Here is a 19,234-nt window from a genome sequence, read left to right on the forward strand (position 1 = left end):
GTTGGTTACCATAGGAGAGGTTAACCCCCATCGCGTCTTGTGACGTTGGCTGCGTAGTATGTGGGTCGTTGGCGAGTTTAGCGCTGTAACCGGTTAATACTGATTGGGTCGCTTTTAATGCCGCGAGCCGTCCATTGTCTTCCTTAGCCGCCGAATGGGCCTGCTGAGTTGCGGTGTTTAAGCCACTCCCCACCACGCCGCTAAGCGCGAGGGTCAGGCCACTCGACTTCTGTTCGGTTTTGGTGAGGGCGGTATGGCTATTTTCTGCCGCGCTAACATCGATACGCTTACCGCTAATCGCCATATCTTGGCCTGCCAACAGATCGCTGCCATGCAGGGTCACCTGGTTACCGGCGGTCACCGTGACGTTACCTTGGCTGCTACCAACCACGCTGCCTTTTTGTACATTACTGCGGTCGTCTTGGTCCCTTTTTTGTGATGAGGTGCCGACGGTGAAGCCGATCCCCCCCGTGCCACTTAACCCCGACTTCTTCTTCTTGGTCATACTGGTTGAGTGATCGGACTCTTCGGCCGTGGTGATCACGACATCATGGCCCGCCAGTAGCTTGACGGCGTTATCGCCCACAATATTCCCGGCTTCTGAACGCAGATCATGACCCGCGAGGAGCGTGACTTGGTCGCCAGACACTGAGCTGCTTACCGCGCTGATCTGATGGGTACTGGTGGCGACCTCCGTCGTGGTTTTCGACAAACCGTGACGCTTTTTGGTTTTCATATAGGTCGACTGATCCCAGCTATTCTCACCACTGAGTAGCGTCAGATCGTGACCCGCTGTCAGTGTCGCGTCGCCCCCTGCCGTCACTTCTGCGGCGCGCAAGGTCATATCGTTCCCGGCTTGCATCGTTAAGCTGCCACCGGCATTAATGATGGAGCCTTGGTCGTGGGTCTCTAGGCTACGGTCATAATCTTTTTTACCGCGAGTATAGTCCGTCGCGTGGCTCTGTTTTACCGTATCAAGAGTAAGGTCGTGACCGGCAATCAAGCGCGTCGTGCTGTCGCTTCCCTGATTACTGAGGGCGCTAGCGGTAAGCTGGATGTCGTGTCCGGCTTGCAGCGTTAACTGCCCCTGTTGGCCCGTTACCGCTATCCCGGCTTGGCGTCCAGTCCATGCCTCACTGCCGCGTTGGAAGCTCTCGGTTTGGCTAAGGATGTCATGCCCCGCCTGTAAGGTAAGTTGATCACCTCCCAGTAACTGGCCGCCACGGTTGATAATATCGTTACTCGCCAGCAACTGGGTGGTATTGCCGCTAATATCACCTAGGTTGAGTAGATTGCTGGCCGAAATCGCGGTCAGCCCGCGCCCAGCGATGGTACCGCTATTAAGCAGATCATGAGCAGTCGTGATCTGCACGGCATTGCCCGCCAGCAAGGCACCTTTGCCACTTAACTGATCCTTGTCAACTCGGGCATAGAGTTTCGGCACGGCCACCAGCTGGGTACTCCCATCGGAGAGAGTGATGCGCTCATTAACCATCAGCACCATATCGCTGGTCATCTGTGCCATCTGTTCCGCACTAAGTGCCGTCCCCGGCGCGATACCAAATTGGTCGGCAAAGGCTTTGCCACTCGTGAGCAGCGCACGATATTGTGCTTCATCATTGCTATAACCCGTTAAGAACCGTTGTCCGGTCGCTTTCACAATCTGCTCACGCACCAAGGATTGTTCGTAATAGCCATCGCCTAATCGCTTGATAAGCTGGTCTTGATAGACATCACTGCTACTCACCGTGGTTTTCCCCCGCGTAAATTGCGGGTCGGTTTCAACCAGATACTGACTGTCGGTGCCAGGATTAAGCTGGTAGAGGCTCGTGGTGGGTAAGCTCACCGGTACACTGGTGGTGCGGATGACCCAATTCCCCGAAGAAGGGGTCGCTGCCAGTTGTGTCGAGGCATCGACAGGAGCCGGTAGGGTCACGTCGGTCACTAAGGCTTGATGGTCTTGCTGTGCCAAGGCCACATTGGCCAGCAAATTCGACGCCCCCGTGACCTGGGTGGTCGCGTCTTGTGCGGCGATGGTTTGCCCGGTCCCCGCGCCTTGACCTTGTAGCTGTACGGTGAGATGCAGCGGCACCGTTAACTCACTGATCGGCGGTTGATAGACTTCAGGGCCTTCGTAGCGCGTCTGCTTATGCTGTTTACGTCGACCGCCCGCCAGTCGTTCACCTTGCTGCTCGACGGTCTGCTTAACCTCGGTTTCCTCGTTATTCACCGCGCCATTGATGACTAACGCCTGGCCCGCCACGACTTGGCTGTCTTTGTTATGTAGGTCACTATTTAAGACTAAATCGCCACCACTACGCAGTACCGCGCTCTGTTGATCGCTGACCGTTTGGGCCTTGGTGACCTGATCGAAATTGAAGACGTTAAAGCGCCGCCCGGCATCGGTCACACCCGGTTGGTGGAAATAGATAATGCTATTCCTGGCATCCTGATAGACATAGAGATAGTCCTCTTTGCCATCGATGGTGAATTTGACGCGGTTACCTTGCGCATCCAGTGCATAACTACGCCCTTGCGCATCGAAGTTAAACACCACTTTATAGTTACGGGCTTCGGATTTATCGATACTGGCATCAAACCGATAATGCACACCATCGGTGCGACCGCAGGCATCGGTCCATTTACGTCCGGTACAAAACTCAATCTCGACCAGATCATTGAGGCTCGACACCGTTTGCAGATCATCGCTAACCGTTAAATGGGTATCACGGTTCTCGATCTGCTTAGCAGAGATCCCTAAGCTTCCCATCGCCTCAATGGTCGCACTGAGGTTATCAACCTGTGTTGCCTGCCCCGTCAGGCTGCCGTCGGCAGCCAAGGCACCGCCTATCTGTAGATCGCCGTTACTGTAGATCAGGCTATTATCTTGGTTGATCAAATGGTCGGTGGCGATCAGCAAACTTTCTCGTCCGGCGATAGTTGCCGCGTGATTATCGAGACTCTCATTGGTCAATAGCGGGGCATCAATGACTAATTGATCACCATAAATTCTTCCCGTGCCACGATTGTGCAGCTCATCGGCGTGCAGAAACACCTGCCCACCGTCGACTAAGCCTTGATTTTCTAGGTAATGGCTAGTGATTGTGGTGATGCCTGAGTTGATCTCGCCCGTCTGCTGGTTAGTGAGCCGATCACTGGTCAACGTCAGATGCTGTCCAGCCTTCAAGCTACCGCTATTGTTCAGTTGGTGGCCCGCGGTATTGAGCTGCAGGTCGTTTCCAGCCGCCAGTTGGCCATCCTGTTGAAAATCGCTGCCAACCTCTACACTCAGGTTATTGCCACTGGTCACCCGCCCCACCTGTGTGAAGTGGCCAAGCGTGAGCGTCGCATCACCATTGGCGACAATATCGCCCTGGTCATTATTCAGGCTCATGCCACTGCCCGGCTGCCCTATCGTCAACTGGCCCTGGGAGGAGATCAGCCCCTGATAGTTAGCCAAGGCGTCGCTTACCCGTGCCTGCAGCGAGTCACCCGCGCGTAAGCTACCTTGTTGGTTATTCAGGGTTGTCGCAGTGATCGCGAGAGTCTGGGCCTCAATCCCCTGCCCGTTGCCGCGTGTTCGCTGATTATCCAGTTGCTGGGTGGACAGCGTGAGCTGTTCTCCCGCCTTAATCAGTCCCTGCTGATTACTGACCGACTCGCTGGCGGTAACCTGTGCATTGCCCGCGGCATACAGCGTACCCTGATCGTTAATCGCCTGAGCCACCACGGTCGACAGATCGGCACCCGACAGCACTTTACCGCCTTGGTTGTCGAGTTGTGTGCCGGTCAGTGACAGTCCTTGAGCGCCTTGCAGTTGCCCTTGTTGATTATTCACCACCCCCGTTTGCAGAGTAAGACTGCCCCCAGCAAGCAATTGACCATGCTGATTAGCGAATTCACCTTGCCCGAGATCCACCGAGCTATCGCCCCCCGACTGTATTGCTCCTTGACCGTTCTGTAAGCCTTGTAGGGTTAAGCGGCTGGTATCGCTGGCCAGCACAGACCCTTGTTGATTATCCAGCCGCTGTGCGCTTATCGCGAGGTCGCGCCCGGCAATCGCGCCGTTACCATTGTCTAGCTCGCCGCTATCGAGGATTAGCTCCCCCGCAGAGCGCAGGCCAAGACTCGCGCTATCGGTATCGCGATTGCTAAGCGTCTGTCCCTGGGTGTTGATGGCAAGTCGATCGCTCCCCTGGATCAACCCCGCCTGATTCGTTAAGGCTAACGTGCGCAGATCAAGGGTCTTAGCGATCAGCACGCCCTGTTGGTTATTAAGCGCCCCCCCGTCAATCTGTAGATCGCTAGCGGCACTGATTAGCCCTTGTTGGTTATCTAGGCCCTCACTAAGATGTAAAACCCCTTGGCCCTGCGTCGACTGTAGGGTGCCAGCTTGATTTGCGAGTCGCCCTGCCGTAACGGCGAATGCACCGCCGGTTTGTAGCACCCCCCGCTGGTTATCGAGCAAGCCCGTGGTGTTTAGGATTAACGGCCCCTGAACGGCGGTGATCCGCCCCTGTTGGTTAGCCAGACTCGCACTGGTTACACTCACCCGATCGCGGGCCGCAATCTGCCCGGCCTGGTTTTCGAGGTGGCCGCTGGCGTTAAGAGTAACGTCCGATTGCGCGGCGAGGATCTTGCCATGGTCATTATTCAGCGCGCCGGCGGTCAGCGTCAGCGCACCCTGGCTTTGCAGGGTGCCCGCCTGATTGTGTAGATCGTGGCTGGTGCGCAGGGTGAGTGCCCCGGCTTGGGCGCTGAGTAGCCCCTGCTGATTATCGAGCTGTGTCGTGGTCATGACCAAATCGTGATCGCTAATGACCTCGCCCAGACGGTTATTCCACTGATCTGCCGTCGCGGTGATCGTATTGGCCGCGATTAAGCCATTATGGTTATCGAGGGTGTTAGCCTGTATGTCGAGCGACGCCCCCGCTCGCAGGCCTAGATTCTCCGCTTGGGTCTGCGCATTGGTGAGCGTCCCATCCTGAATAGAGAGAGTAAGGTTATGCGCGGCTTGCACCAGTCCGCCGCGATTATCGAGGCCCCCGCTGGTTAAGCGTAAATCGCTCGCACTGGCCAGAAGGCCTTGCGTATTATCGATATGCTGACTGTTCAGCCTGAACGTCTGCGGGCCTTGTGAAATAATCGAGCCACCTTGGTTATCCAGCCGGGCCGCGGCGGTCAGGTCGAGCGCCTGTGCCACCAATTTACCCTGCCGATTCGTTAGGTGACCCGGCGTGGTCAGCGTCGCCTGCTGGGCGGCCAGCTGCGCACGGTCGAGATGGAGATCCCCCTCCTGAGCGTTCACCACCACCTGCTGCGCCTGCGTTTGGCTATCGCTCAGATCGACCGTTTTACCCTTTATGGTTACCTGATCACGGCTCAGGTGGGTGCCGTGACTGCGTAGCTGTTGGTCGGCGCTAAGCGTCAGTTGCCCCGGCGCCGTGGCTTGACCTTGGCTATCGATACCCGCCCCCACTGCACTGCCGCGCTGGTTGTCGATAGTGTTTGCATGGAGTGTCCCATGGCGCCCGGCAATCAGCGTCGAGGATGATTGACTAACTAATTTCCCGCTCGCAGAGAGTTGCAGATCACCTTGCGCGCGCAGTTGCCCGGCATTAGTGATATCGCCTTGGCTGGCAACCGTAATATTACCTGCTGCGGCAATCTGCCCTTGGTTCTCCACGCCTGCCGTATGGATGGCGATATTTTGGGTGGCCTGTACCACCCCGCTATTGGTCAGCTTACCGCTGGCATCCAGCGTAAAGTGGCCTTGGGCTGCGCCTATCTCTCCCCGGTTACGCACCCCCACCCCTTGCTCTGTCCCCACGAGCGTAATACGGTTGGCATACATCCCCGCTAAGGCGGCGGTATCGAGAGCGAAGGTCGGCCGTCCCGCAGGATCATCGGCCTTGACCTTAATAACATTACCGTCGGCATCGGTTTGGTTACGACCGGTAGTGACCTTTAGGTCTCCGGCCTGTACGCGCCCATTGACCTCAACCGCTCGCGCAATAAGCCGCGTATAGTCTTGCCCCGTGCCATTCATCCCCGCGCCGCTAATCGTGATGCGTCCTCGATCCACATCGTAACCGGCGATCTGACCATTCTCCAGTCGTACTCGACCGGCGGCTAGGGTATTGCGACCCGCGTTGATAAAACCGCACCCACTGCAGCTAATCCCCGCCGGGTTAGCGATAATCACATCCGCCTTATGACCGGCGACCTCGACAAATCCACGCAATTGGCTGGGATTGGCGCTGTTGACCTCGTTAAGGATCACCTTAGCCGACCCTTTCGCTAACCAAGGGTTGCCGGCAATCTGCCCCGCTAACTGGGTCGGGGTCGCATGTTGGCTGTTATTTAGAATCGCGCCGCGTTCATCCACGTCAAATTGACGATAAGTGTTGTGAGATAGCCCCTGGCTATTGGGTGCACGGATATCGACCTGCGGTAATCCATTACCGGTTTGTTGTACCGTTGGCTGTTGGCCCCGTGGCGCACCGGGATCGGCAACAATTCCTCCCGCCTGCGCGCTGGCGCTGAGCGCTCCCCCTGCGAGGAGCAGCGCAAAGGTTAGCGGACGCAGAGTGGCAATACTCAGTCGCTGCCCCGGCTGACCGGCGCGACTCGTCCCGCCCGCGCGTCGTGCCAATTCCGACACCACGACCAGCCTTTGCAGACAACGGTTAAAAATAATTCGATAACAGTGCTTGTTCATGATTCGTCCCTGTATTAGTACTGCCAGTTTAGGCTAAACCCAAAGGTTACCCTGTCAGTTTTGAATCCTTTTGGCTTAGCCAGCGGCGTGCCAGCAAATAGGTCATAGCCTACCCCGACACTCGACAGCGCCCCCCTTACTCCCACGACGCTCCCAGCGAGATGTCGCCCTAAGAGAGTGGAGCCATCGCTTCGCCCGCCCACCTCTCCATAATCGGCACCCAGATACAGCTCTTGATTCGCGAGCGGCGTCTGCCAAGCGAGGGTATTCTGTACGTACCAGCCATGGCTGGCACTGAGCGTTCGTTCGCCGTTAAAGCCGCGAACCGTCCAGCGGTTACCGATGGCGAGTTGATCGGGAGAGGTCAATGGCGTCGAGCTTTGCTGGCGCAGGTAGGTCACTTGATAGCGGAAGTTTTGAGAAGCCACCTGAAATGGCCAATCCATCCCGAGGTTCCAGGTGAATATTTTACTTTTCGCCGTGGCGCGATACCCCGCATCGTACTGCTCTTCGTAAGCGGGTAACGCCCCAAACCAGCGCGTGCCGTGCTGGTAATTGACGCTACCATTTAGCGTAATCGGTCCGAGATAATGCCGATGGTCAAGGCCTAATTGCCAAGCGCTGGTTCGCCGACGTTGCACCTCGATTTCGCTACGGTCGATATAGTTTTGTAACTCACGGATCAATAAACTACTGCGTAAGGTGGTTTTACCGCTGGCATTGCGTTGAATAACGCGACTCACACCCACATTGAGGTTCTTACTTTTACCCGAGTAACGAATGTCGCCGTTATACCCGGCCACGTTTTGGACATAGTCATATTCGCCGCCGGTCACCTCAAGCAACCAGTAGCCGAGAGGAACGGAGTAGTGGCCATTAATATTTTTACTCTGTTTATGCCCTTTAAAACCAATATCATGGCTGGCAGAGACGTAGAGTAAATCGCTCAGCGCAAAGGGGTTATCGAGGGCGAGCATCCCACCGACTTGTGTGCGGCCGGTACTTTTGGTTCCAGAATCATCGGCCCACAGATTGACCCGCCAGACTTTCGCTTGATGACGAGTGATTACCACATCGCTCTCGCCTGCCTGCTGTCCCGGTACGATCTCCATCGTGTCTTCGACCGTCGGCAGCCTTTGCTGATTCTCAAGTCCCTGCTCGATATCGCGTAAGTCGAGCACTTTCCCGGCGGTCGCAGGTACGGAATTGCCAATCAACGCGCGCGTATCGGAGCCTGGCGCATAACGTACCTCGCCCAACGTTCCGGCGACCAACGATAGGGTGAGTTCTCCTTGGCTGAGATCTTGAGCGGGCACCAGTACCCGCGAGGTCACCCAACCATGGGCGATAAGACGATTTTGTAGACGCCCCATCAGCTGATTGATCCCCTTAACCCCTAAGCAGTGGCCGACGCCTTGATCAACAATGGCCTGCGCACGAAACCATCCCGGGAAGGAATCGGTTCCTGTCACATGAACTTTTTTTATTGGAAAGCAAGGGGTTTCCAATAAAAAAGGCCCTTCAACATTGGTCGGGATCGGGTTTTCTAAGGAGATATCCGGGGCACTCGGTGTCAGTTGTGACTCTCTCGCCGATTGCTGAGTCTGAATATGTTGTTGTTGCTGATCGATAAATGGTGCCGCCTCGGCCAGAGAGGTGACGAAGGTGACGCTAAGCAACCCGAGTTTAATGCGCCGGAGGGAGGGAGTCGTCCTTGTCTGCATGCCGCAATATCCAATAGTAAGAAAGCGTAAGGAAATATTAAATTTATCATCAAAATATAACGTCATGCTGAAAAAATCAACAAAACCCTAGGCACTTAAATAGGAATAATGAGACATCGTTCAAAGAAAATTATATTCAAGCTTAGCCAGGCTATTCACCTAGCTAAGTCAGCAATGGTTAGCGTGTAGTCTAGCCTGAGTTCCAACTATTGAGGGTAGCGGTTGACCACGAGCCATAAGAGGCATTCGGTAGGATAAACCAGTCATCGCCAAAGTGTTTCTGCTGATCCTGCACCAACTGGCGTTGCTCGGTAGCCGGTTTATGATTTTTAAATACCCCGGCAAAGTCGGCGAGACTATCTCCAAATAACATGATGATCTGATGCGTTTTCTCAATAGCCTCGCGGCGTTGTACTTTACTGCCGGTATCGAGTAATACGCTATTTGCACTGACTTGAGGTAGCCCTAACGCTTTAAGGGTAGCGAGTGTATAAGATTTATTATCCTGACTGCGATCAGACACATAATAGATGCTGATCTGATGCTGGTTAGCAAAGTCGAGAAATGCTTTCGCCCCCGGTATAAGCTTAGGCCGACCTGTCTTTTCCCACTCTCCCCAGGTGTCCCAGGTCGTAAAGTCATGGCATTGCTGCATATCGCGGACTAATAGCGCTGAATTATCAAGGACGGTTTCATCGAGGTCGAGTACCACCGCCGGCTTAGTCGCAGGGCTAGGCTTGGCGATTTTTTCTGCTAAGCGTTCAGTTGCAAGCCGGTAGGTTTGTAATTGTAACGCCATAACCTCAGCAGATTGTTGTTGATATTTAAGCGCCATTTCATAAGATTTTGGTGCGCAGCTTGCCGGTTCAGCGGCATACGCCGAGAGGCTGAGGGTTGGCATCAGCAGTAAGAGTAGGGTCGAACGTAGCTTCACAGTTATTTTTCCATGTTTTGAGATGGGAAAAATAATAAGGCACAATTATGACAAGACCATGACAACCACCGTAATAGTTGACTTAGGTGACGATAACGCTTAGCTATAGCGTCACGACAATAATTAGCGAGGTGGGCTGACGCCCACCTCTGCGATGTATTAGCGTTCGCGTAACGCCTCTCTCGCCTTATTGAGTGGCTTGATAAGATACTGCAACACAGTCTTATGGCCCGTCTTAATATCGACGGTAGCGATCATCCCTGGGAATATCGGAAACTGCTTGTGGTAGCGATTTTCCAGATGGTTACTATTCGTGCGGATATAGACCCGATAGTAGAAAATATCGCGTTTCACCTCATCTTGAATCGTATCGGGCGATATCATGGTGACCTCTCCCGGTAAGCCGCCAAAAATCGAGTAATCATAAGCGGTAATTTTTACCATCGCTTTCTGGCCTGGATGAATAAAGGCCACATCACGGGGAGAGATTTTCGCTTCGATGACCATTTGATCATCAAGCGGCACCAAGGTCATCAACTTACCATTGGGTGGAATAACCCCGCCCACGGTGGTCACATCGATATCTTTAACAATGCCACGTAAGGGGGCATTAAAGGTTAAGCGAGTGAGGGAATCTTCCCGTCCACGCGTGACCGAGCGTTGCGCTTCAATTTCTTCATTGGCTTTCGCTAACTCTTCACGGGCTTTCACGAAATACTGGTTTTGCATCTCGGTAATCTTACTTTCGAGATCGTTCTTCTGCCGCTGTAAGCGTAAGACTTCGACGTTGCTGGCCGCACCCAGTTTCACCAAAGGCTGCGTCATAGTCAGTTCCCGTTGCACTAACACAGCCCCTTCGCGTAATCCTGCTAGCCCCTTGGTTAAACTGGCGCGTCGAGATTCATACAGAGCGGTTTCTTGTTTAATCAAACCACTGTCATTCGCGATCTCTGGAGGAAAGGTCAACGGTGTGCCATTGACTTCAGCATTCAACCGCGCCGCCGTCGCCAGCGCGGCATTCAGTCTAGACTCACTCTCCATCACACTAAATTGCGTTTTAGTCCGATCTAATTGGGCAAGCGGTTGGCCTTGCTCAACAATATCCCCCTCCTTCACAAATAATTTATGCATAATCCCGCCTTCTAGCGATTGAATCACTTGTTCGTGCGAGGAAGGAACCACTTTACCGTTACCGGTCGTCACTTCATCTAGGTGGAAGAAGCTTGCCCAGGTGATAAACACACAGAGCAAGGCAAATAGGCTCCAGGCCACTAAAGTCGAACGCGGCAGTTTCGGTTCACGTAATCGGCTGTTAAATTTGCCTAACTCACTCATGAGTTCGCCTCCTGCTCTGAAGGGGGGGTATTGCGCAAAGTCACACGACGCGTCGGGGAAGCCGGACGGGCTAACCCGCTCTGTTGGAGAATGGCATCGCGCGGGCCATCTTTGATAATCTTCCCGTTTTCGAGCACGATAATCCGGTCCACCAGTTCCAGTGCGGCCAATCGATGGGTCGCTATCACTAAGGTTTTAGTCGGGTTAAGCCATTGGCGTAACGCGTGGATAAAGTGCTGTTCACTGATCTCATCCAAGGAAGCCGTCGGTTCGTCCAATAACAGAATCGCGGGCGAGGTCAATATGGCGCGCGACAATAACAATGCCTGACGCTGCCCTCCTGACATGCCAAAGCCCCCTTCATTGACCATCGCATTCAGGCCCAATTTTTGGTTGCGCACAAAATCTATCGCGCCACTGAGCGTCAGCGCATGATGGATCTCCTCGTCGCTGGCCAACGGGTTACCTAGCGTAATATTGTCGCGAATCGAACCGAAAAATAGCCGTGCGTGCTGCGTCAATAATTGCATATCACGCCGTACATCGGCGGGATCTAGATGTGCCAGCGCGATATCGTCTAACAAGATACTGCCCACTTGGGGTTCCTGCATGGCGGCAAGCAATTGCAGTAAGGTACTTTTACCCGACCCGTTGCGTCCCAGTAGCGCAATTTTTTCGCCCGGTTTAATGGTAAGTTGCGCTAAGCTTATCACTTCTGTTTTCTCTTCTTCGTCATAGTAAAAACTGACGTTTTTCAGCTGGTAGTGGCCTTGTAGATGAGATTTATGGACCCGTTTACTGGCCAGTGGGTCATCGATGGGACGCTGCATCAAATCATCGAGTCCTTTACGGGCCACTTTGGCGGATTGCCAACGCGATAATACGCCAGAAATTTGTGAGAGCGGCGCGATGGTCCGTGACGCGAGAATAGACGTCCCCACCAGTGCCCCGGTGGTCATATCGCCACTCATCACTAAATAGCAGCCGACCAGCAGTACCACGGCATAGACGATCGATTGGACCTCTTGTGTCCAGGTCATCAGTAACCCTGTTAACCAACGTTGTTTCATGCCGACCGTCGCCGCCACGTCATTGGTGTTGTTCCACTGGTTTTGAAAGCGCTGCTCCGCACGCATCAGTTTAATGTCTTCAATGCCCTGCACCGCTTCAACTAACGTCGCGTTACGGATCGCCGATTCACGCATACCCTCTGCCGATAATTTAGCCAAGGGGATCTGAATCAATAACCCCGGTATCACTAACAGTGGCACGGCTAATAACACCACAAATACCAACGGTCCGCCGATCATCCACAAGATCGCCACGAAGAATAAGAAGAACGGCAAATCGGAAAAGGCCGAGATGGTGGTCGAGGTGATGAGTTCACGCACTGACTCCAGCTCCCTTATTTGTGAGATAAATGACCCGGTCGAGCGAGAACGCATACCGTTTTTGATGCGCAACGCATGGGCGAACACTCGTTCGGAAATGCGTAAATCGGCGCGCTTACCGATCACATCCGAAATATGCACGCGCAACATGCGCATCGTAAATTCGAATAATATGGCAATCATTACCCCACTAAATAGTACCCAAAGCGTTGGGACAGATTGTGCGGGGACCACACGATCGTAGATTTGCATTGAAAAAATCATGCCTGAGAGCGCCAATACGTTCGCAACCAGCGCAACGATCATGATATCGCTGTAGCGACGCCAGTCTTTGAGCGCCAGCTGCCAGAACCAATTTTTTTCATAGGGTTTGATATAGTCATCGACGCGCGCATCACGTACCGATTCTGCCGGTCGTAATACGATAATGCGTTGGAGGCGTGTGGCGAGTTCCTCCCGCGTCAGCGTGGTCTCTAAGCCTTGTTCGCCACTAAATTGTAAGGTAAGCGAGCCGCTATCATCCATTTTGGTAATAACGGCAATTTGTTGTTCACTTAATTCCACGACCAAGGGCAATCGCCACGGGTCGAGAAGACGAGGGTCCGCCGCCACGGTTCGCAGGTTGAGACCCAGTTGTTTTGCCATATCTTCCAATACCCACTGTTCGGGGGACTGGCTTTCATGATTGATGGTCATCCGGACATGTTCTTGAGAGAAATCCAGACGATAAAATTTTGCAACACTTAACATCGCCTGCAACCAAGGCTCATAGTGCGGATGCGTTTTCATAACTAAACCCTACTCTAACAACTCAATAATTGCCCTCGCCGACGGGGGGGCCTGAGTTAACGAAGCCCCCCGTCGGCGAGGACGGTAAGAAAGGAAAAAGAGTCCCCATGGGTTATCCCATGGGGAGAGGCGACTACACCACTAACAACTGGTGATTGGCCAGTAAGGTTGCCAAGTCAGTCTGCACGCCATTAAGAGTCACTACCGTGGTGGCATCAAACTGACTGCCCGTTCCATCTCTGTCGATCTGGATCTCGGTGTTGCTCCCAGTGTGAACAACATGCAAGTAATCGGTGATATTACCGGCACTCGCCCCAAGGGTTGCCACGCCGTCAACGTAACTGGCTGAACCGTCCCCTTTATAGCCCGACCCGCTTAGTAGCTCCCTTAAGTCGATACGATCAGTATCTGCGGTCGACTCCCAGGCACCGACAGTAAAGCCATTCACCACGTCACTACCGTTACCGCCCGTTGCATCAGCGCTGTTGATCAACTTATACAACATCGTATCGTGACCGCCATTGCCGATATTAAAGGTGTCATTCCCGCCGCGGCCTTCGAATTGGTTATCCCCTTTACTTCCGGTGATCACATCATTGAAGTCCGAGCCATTGATCCCTTCGATATTGACTAAACGCGACGTGTTGAAGCCGGTGTCTTGTGCCGACGAGATACTGAGATCGACATTGACTCCCGCGGTGGCATTACGATAATCCACCACGTCGACCCCACCGGTCGTGCTCCAGCTATCGTGATCAGAACGGGTCGTCCAGCCACCGCCGCCGTTATAGGTATAACTTCCCTCTTCTGCGACGAAGGTGTCGTTATAGCCTGTTCCGGTCAGGGTGCCGCTATGACCGCCCGTTGCCGCATCAGCCGTTAAGGCATAGCTCTCTTTTCCATTACCCGCTTCGAGATTATCCCAGGTGACATTGTCCGACTTCCCATTAGTAATTTTTACCAATTGAGCCGAATAAGTATCATTAGGATTTAAGCCATAGAAACTTACTAAAGCTGAAGTGTCGTTCACACCAACGCCTGACTGGGCATTGATAATTTGTGAGGCCACTAACTTACCAGCGGAGTTGTATAGATTAACGGTATTTCCATAAAAAACATTGATCCCTTCACTGTCTACGATGCGTAAATGCATGGCCGTGCCATCAGCAATCTTATTATTATTCTGGATCAATACCACTTTGCCGTTCTGCTGAGAAACCAGCAGGTCTTGGGTACCGTTCCAGTCATAATCCATCGCCGCAATACCCGTCACATTCACCAGCTTACTGGCCAAGTTGCTGGCCGTGAAACTCGCCCCATGATTATTATTGGTAAACAGCGTGGCGGTTTGCGCGCCACCGTAGGTGCTGAACTTCACCACATCCATCTGTCCGTCACCATTCCAGTCGACGGCGGTCGACAAATAGCCCTGTGTCGCGCCCGTGGACTCGATGGCTGTGCCGGTGGTGGCCAGTTTACCTTTACCGTCGTTATAGAAGATCTGGCCCGCATTGCCTTTACTGCCGCTGCCGATATACAGATCCATATAGCCATCGCCATTAAAATCGGCCCAGGTCATGGACGCAGCGTTGCTACTGTTGGCACCATTGCCGACGAATACGTTACTGATATCCTGACCGACCGCTAAGGTGCCATCGCCTTTATTGGTGATCACCGTCAAGGCATAAGCGCCACTACGGTTGGTGTGCTGGACAATATCCACCGTACCGTCATTGTTCAGATCGACCCCGGAAATTTCACGGCCGGAATCAAACTGCCCGTAGAAGTTACTCTCACCACCGGTCCCATCTGGCTTCAACACACCTTTGTTGTTGTTCAGATAGGTTAAGGAGTCCATCCCCGCATCACCGTAGGCGAGATCAAGATAACCATCCCCTGTCCGGTCATAGGCCATGACTCCACCATAATAAATGGTGGTGCCCATCGCTAATTGTGAACCGTTATAATTACTGCCGTCGAAGGTCCAGGTAATCTGGGTACTGTTACCATAGTCTGTTTCAGTCCCATAGAGGGTCTGTACACCACTACGGTTAACATCGGCACCCGTCATATTTACCAGCGCGGCCCCCCGGGTGTTAGTCAATTTGTTGTCGTCATAGCTAGAAAGGTCAGTGCCATTATAAATCTGGCCATTTGCGCCGATCGTCCATAACCCTTGACTATTCGTCCCAATAAGCATGCTCGAGTTATTACCTGCACCGGCAGCCGTTGCCCAGTCGGTATTAACGCTTTCGGTATTCACCACCAAGGTCCCATGTGCCAACCCTGTGGTATTACCATTCCCCGCACTACTCTTAATTTGCGCAGTAACATCGTAGCTGTTAACCGCCAATGCACTACTGTCAGGCACCTGCAAATACCAAGTGTTATGGGCATAATCGACAACAACCGCTCCCCCCTCTTCGGAGGTATAAGTTTTTCCGCCCACCGTGACTTGGATATATTCACCGTGCTCTAGGGTGGCCGAAACCGTCCCGTTGATAATAGGCGTCGTATCGGAAGTCGTTACCGCATTGATGGTCGCGACTGTGGTAGGGACAGACGTGTCCACTTTCAGGCCAAAACTTGTAGAGTCGGTATAGTTACCGGCGAGATCCATCACACGAACAAAATAGCTGTGTTTACCATCAGATAAACCATTATCTTGATATGTCCAGTGTGTCGAATCAGTCATTGTCACTAAGCCGACTAACACACCATCACGGAATAGCTGAACGATGTCTCCTTTTCCAACGGCTTGGCTTAGCGTGCCATTAATGACAGGTGCGGTATCGTCGGTCGCAACCTTAGAACCAAAGTTCCCTTGACGCTCACCTTGATCATCGGTGTAACTGACTATACTGCCTTGGCTCGCCGGTGCGGTGGTATCGACGGTGACCGTTTGATGCGCGACCGAGCCAACATTGCCTGCTTGGTCAATAATGCGGACTTGATATTGGTAATCGCCATCCGCGAGGGTACGACTATCACTGTAGGTCCACTGTTTATTGGTGACCGTGGTATCTACCCAGGTTTGCCCGCCATCAAGACTAATTTGCACTCGCTCATCACTGGCTAATGGACTACCAAGGGTGCCTCTCAGGGTCAGGGTTTGATCCATTGTGATGAAATCACTGGCAGACTGCCCGGTATCCTCGCTAATACCATCAATAGTAATGCCATAGTCAGGGGCTGTGGTGTCGACCGTGACTTTCTGCGACGTGGTCGACCCGATATTACCCGCTTCGTCAATCACCCGAACTTGGTAGTTATAAACACCATCGGTTAAGGTGCGACTCTCTTGATAGCGCCATGATGTGCCGTCAACGCTCGCATCGGTCCAGGTTTTACCCCCATCTATACTGACTTGAACGTATTCGTTAGCTTGTAAAGCTTTCCCTAACGAACCTTCCAAGGTGTACGAGGTTTGATTCGTTACATAATCATGCGCATCAAAACCACTGTCGACAGTAATATCGTCAACCGTGACTTTCTCCGCCACGTCTGGCGCAACGGTATCGATAGTCACCTGTTGATGGGTAAAGGCCCCTACGTTACCGGCAGCATCAACGACACGTACCCAATAGGTATAGTTGCCATCAGTCAACGTACGGCTATCGGTATAGTTCCATTGCGTACCGACCACATTGACGTTCTGCCACGTTTTTCCGTTATCGAGGCTGATCTGCGCGTACTCATTTGCCGACAGCGAAGCCCCTAACGATCCTTTCACTGTGAGTGAGGTATCGCTGGTGATAAAGTCATTACTGTGCAGCCCGGTATCCTGATCGATACTATCGATGGAGATCGTTTTCGAGCTATCAGGGACTTGGGTATCGACGGTAACCACTTGGCTTGCCGTTGCACTGATATTGCCTGCATCATCGATCACCCTAACTTGATAGTTATATTTCCCATCGGTTAACGTGCGACTATCGACATAGGTCCAGGTTTTGCCACTGACGCTGACGTCCACCCAGGTTTTCCCCCCATCGATGCTGACTTGTGCATGGTCATATTTGCCCAGCTCTGCGCCCAAGGTTCCGGTCACGGAAAGCTGCGTATCACTGGTAATGAAATCATGATCCGACAGACCTGTATCCTGAACGATCGCATCAATCGTGATCGTGGCCGCATCCGGCGCCGTAGTATCGATAACCACTTTTTGCTCTGCGGTCGCACCGACATTGCCTGCATCATCGATAACGCGAACCTGATAGTCCCAAGATCCGTCTGCTAAGGTGCGCCCATCACTAAACGTCCAGGTATTACCCGTGACGGTAAGGTTCTGCCAGTTTTTTCCACCGTCCAGACTGATCTGAGCATGTTCATCATCCGCCAAGGCTGCCGATAATTTACCGTTCAGAACCACTTTGGCATCGTTAGTGATGAAATCTGTGGCACTCAGCCCAGTATCATCTTGCAGTGCATCGATGGTAATGCCCATACTCGGCGCAGTAATGTCAACGTTAATGCTATGGGAGACCGACCCACTGTTGCCGATGCTGTTAGCCACCTGTGCTTGGATGGCATAAGTTTCACCATCCGCGAGAGCAGTAATATCCTTACTACTGATCGTGGCTTGCCAATTTCCTTTATCATCAACGACTGCAGTATAAGTCTTACCATTTAACGTAATGGAGACGTGTTGGCCTGCCGGTGCCGTGGTGGTGCCACTGACGATCAACGGTTGGCTATGTTCCGCCGCATTAACCACGTCATCTGCTGCAAAGGTATCGATGGTTATCGTCGGCACGTCACCATTAAGCGTTACCGTATGGCTTGCTTGGCCTGGGTTACCCGCTTTATCGCTGACTGTAGCTGTAACGGTGTAATCACCATCACGTAACCCCACGAGGTCTTGAGCCGAAACTTTAACCGACCAATTACCCTCTTTATCCACTGTGGTGGTGTAACTGTGACCATTAAAGGTCACGGTCACGGACTGCCCCGCTTCCGCCGTCGAGGTTCCGCTGAGTGTTTGCCCCGCTTTCTGCTCATCGCTATTGATGATGTCATCGCCTGCAACGGTATCGATAGTGATGGTCGGTGCTTGCGTATCGACGGTTAAATCATGAGAGGTATGACCTTCATTCCCGGCGACATCCGAGACGGACACGCTGACGGGGTTTACGCCTTGAGCAAGTTCTTGTAAATCATCACTCGCTACCGATAACTGCCAAGATCCATCAGCCTTCACTGTAGTGGTGTAGCTATGGCTGCCTAAGGTCACCGTAACCGTCTGGCCCGCCTGCGCCGTAGTACTGCCACTTAACACCAGCGGCTGTTGTTGCTCGGCTGCATTAAGCACATCATCCCCAGCAACAGTATTAATACTGATTACCGGTGCCGTAGTATCGACCGTAATTGAATGCGAGGCCTGCGCGCTATTTCCTGCACTGTCAGATGCCGCTACGCTGACTAGATAGTTACTGGCATCTTTCAGCGCCGCAACATCTGCCGCCGGAACCTCTAGCTGCCAATGCCCTTTAGCATCGATCGTCGCGGTGTACTGTTTCTGGTTAAGAGTAACCGTTACCGTTGTGCCCGTAGCAAACTGCGTACTGCCCCCTTGCACCGTCAGAGCTTGTCCCGCCTCTGTAGCATTAATCACATCATCCTGTGCCACGGTATCAATGGTTAAGCCCACTTCGGCTGAATTAACCACGACTTCATGACTTTGCTGACCAACGTTCCCCGCACTATCCGTGACCGTGGCCGTGATGCTTACCGTGCCATCTTGTAAACCGGCGATCACCGAGGCAGGTACCCCAACACTCCAGTTGCCTGCGGCATCCAGTACCGTGGTATAGGTTTTACCCGCGAGGGTCACCACCACGTTATTACCCGCTTCGCCACCGGTCGCACTGCCACTGATAATCTGTGCTTGGGAATGTTCTGCAAAACTAATAATGTCGTCACCGGCGACCTTATCGAAGGTGATCACTGGCGCTTGCAGATCCACTTGAACATTATGGTCAGTATGTGTGCTATTGCCCGCCTTATCCGCAACGCTTGCACTGATGGTGGTTTGGCCATCGCTGAGCGCTTGCAGATCCGCTGCCGGCACGCTGACCTGCCAATGACCTTGCGCATCAACGGTGGTCTTATAGTCCTTACCGTTCAGGCTAACCGTCACTTCTTGGCCCGCTTGCGCCGTGCTGCTGCCGCTGATCAGCTGGTCGCTGCCCGCTTCTTTGGCATTCAGCACATTGTCTTGCGTCAGGTTATCGATGGTCAGGCTCGGTGCCACGGTGTCGACCAGGATCTCGCGGCCCGCTTGCGCGCTGTTACCGGTTGGCGTGGTGACGCTCACCTCGACGTTGCGTATGCCATCGTA

At 53.2% G+C, this 19,234-nt stretch carries 6 protein-coding genes; all 6 read right to left on the reverse strand.

Annotation, left to right across the window (positions count from 1 at the left end):
* The coding region (locus HGT70_RS16195) for a two-partner secretion domain-containing protein (protein ID WP_214196547.1) at nucleotides 1-6,721 on the reverse strand (6,721 nt) is incomplete at its 3' end.
* Nucleotides 6,722-6,735: 14 nt separating this feature from the next.
* The gene (locus HGT70_RS16200) at nucleotides 6,736-8,445 is read right to left on the reverse strand and encodes a ShlB/FhaC/HecB family hemolysin secretion/activation protein (RefSeq protein WP_214196548.1); all 1,710 of its coding nucleotides are present in this window, start codon (nucleotides 8,443-8,445) and stop codon (nucleotides 6,736-6,738) included.
* Between the two features lie 190 nt (nucleotides 8,446-8,635).
* Nucleotides 8,636-9,346: a 5'-nucleotidase, lipoprotein e(P4) family gene (locus tag HGT70_RS16205; RefSeq protein ID WP_214196552.1), complete on the reverse strand. Its 711-nt coding sequence runs from the start codon at nucleotides 9,344-9,346 to the stop codon at nucleotides 8,636-8,638.
* 192 nt (nucleotides 9,347-9,538) lie between these two features.
* A complete protein-coding gene (locus HGT70_RS16210) occupies nucleotides 9,539-10,714 on the reverse strand; it encodes a beta-barrel domain-containing protein (RefSeq protein ID WP_214196549.1) in 1,176 nt (391 codons plus the stop codon).
* Nucleotides 10,711-12,894, reverse strand: a complete 2,184-nt coding sequence (locus HGT70_RS16215; protein ID WP_214196550.1) for a type I secretion system permease/ATPase — start codon at nucleotides 12,892-12,894, stop codon at nucleotides 10,711-10,713. The genes HGT70_RS16210 and HGT70_RS16215 overlap by 4 nt, the downstream gene beginning before the upstream one ends.
* 133 nt (nucleotides 12,895-13,027) lie before the next feature.
* A partial coding sequence (locus tag HGT70_RS16220) for an Ig-like domain-containing protein (protein ID WP_214196551.1) occupies nucleotides 13,028-19,234 on the reverse strand: 6,207 nt, incomplete at its 5' end.

Origin of the sequence: Rosenbergiella collisarenosi, assembly GCF_018494085.1 — a bacterium.
In the GTDB taxonomy this organism is placed as follows: Bacteria; Pseudomonadota; Gammaproteobacteria; order Enterobacterales; family Enterobacteriaceae; genus Rosenbergiella; species Rosenbergiella collisarenosi.

What these genes read in the sequence shown, in the direction of transcription:
- HGT70_RS16205 (WP_214196552.1), bottom strand. Translation starts at nt 9,346, where the DNA reads ATGCCAACCCTCAGCCTCTCGGCGTATGCCGCTGAACCGGCAAGCTGC.
- HGT70_RS16200 (WP_214196548.1), bottom strand. Translation starts at nt 8,445, where the DNA reads ATGCAGACAAGGACGACTCCCTCCCTCCGGCGCATTAAACTCGGGTTG.
- HGT70_RS16215 (WP_214196550.1), bottom strand. Translation starts at nt 12,894, where the DNA reads ATGAAAACGCATCCGCACTATGAGCCTTGGTTGCAGGCGATGTTAAGT.
- HGT70_RS16210 (WP_214196549.1), bottom strand. Translation starts at nt 10,714, where the DNA reads ATGAGTGAGTTAGGCAAATTTAACAGCCGATTACGTGAACCGAAACTG.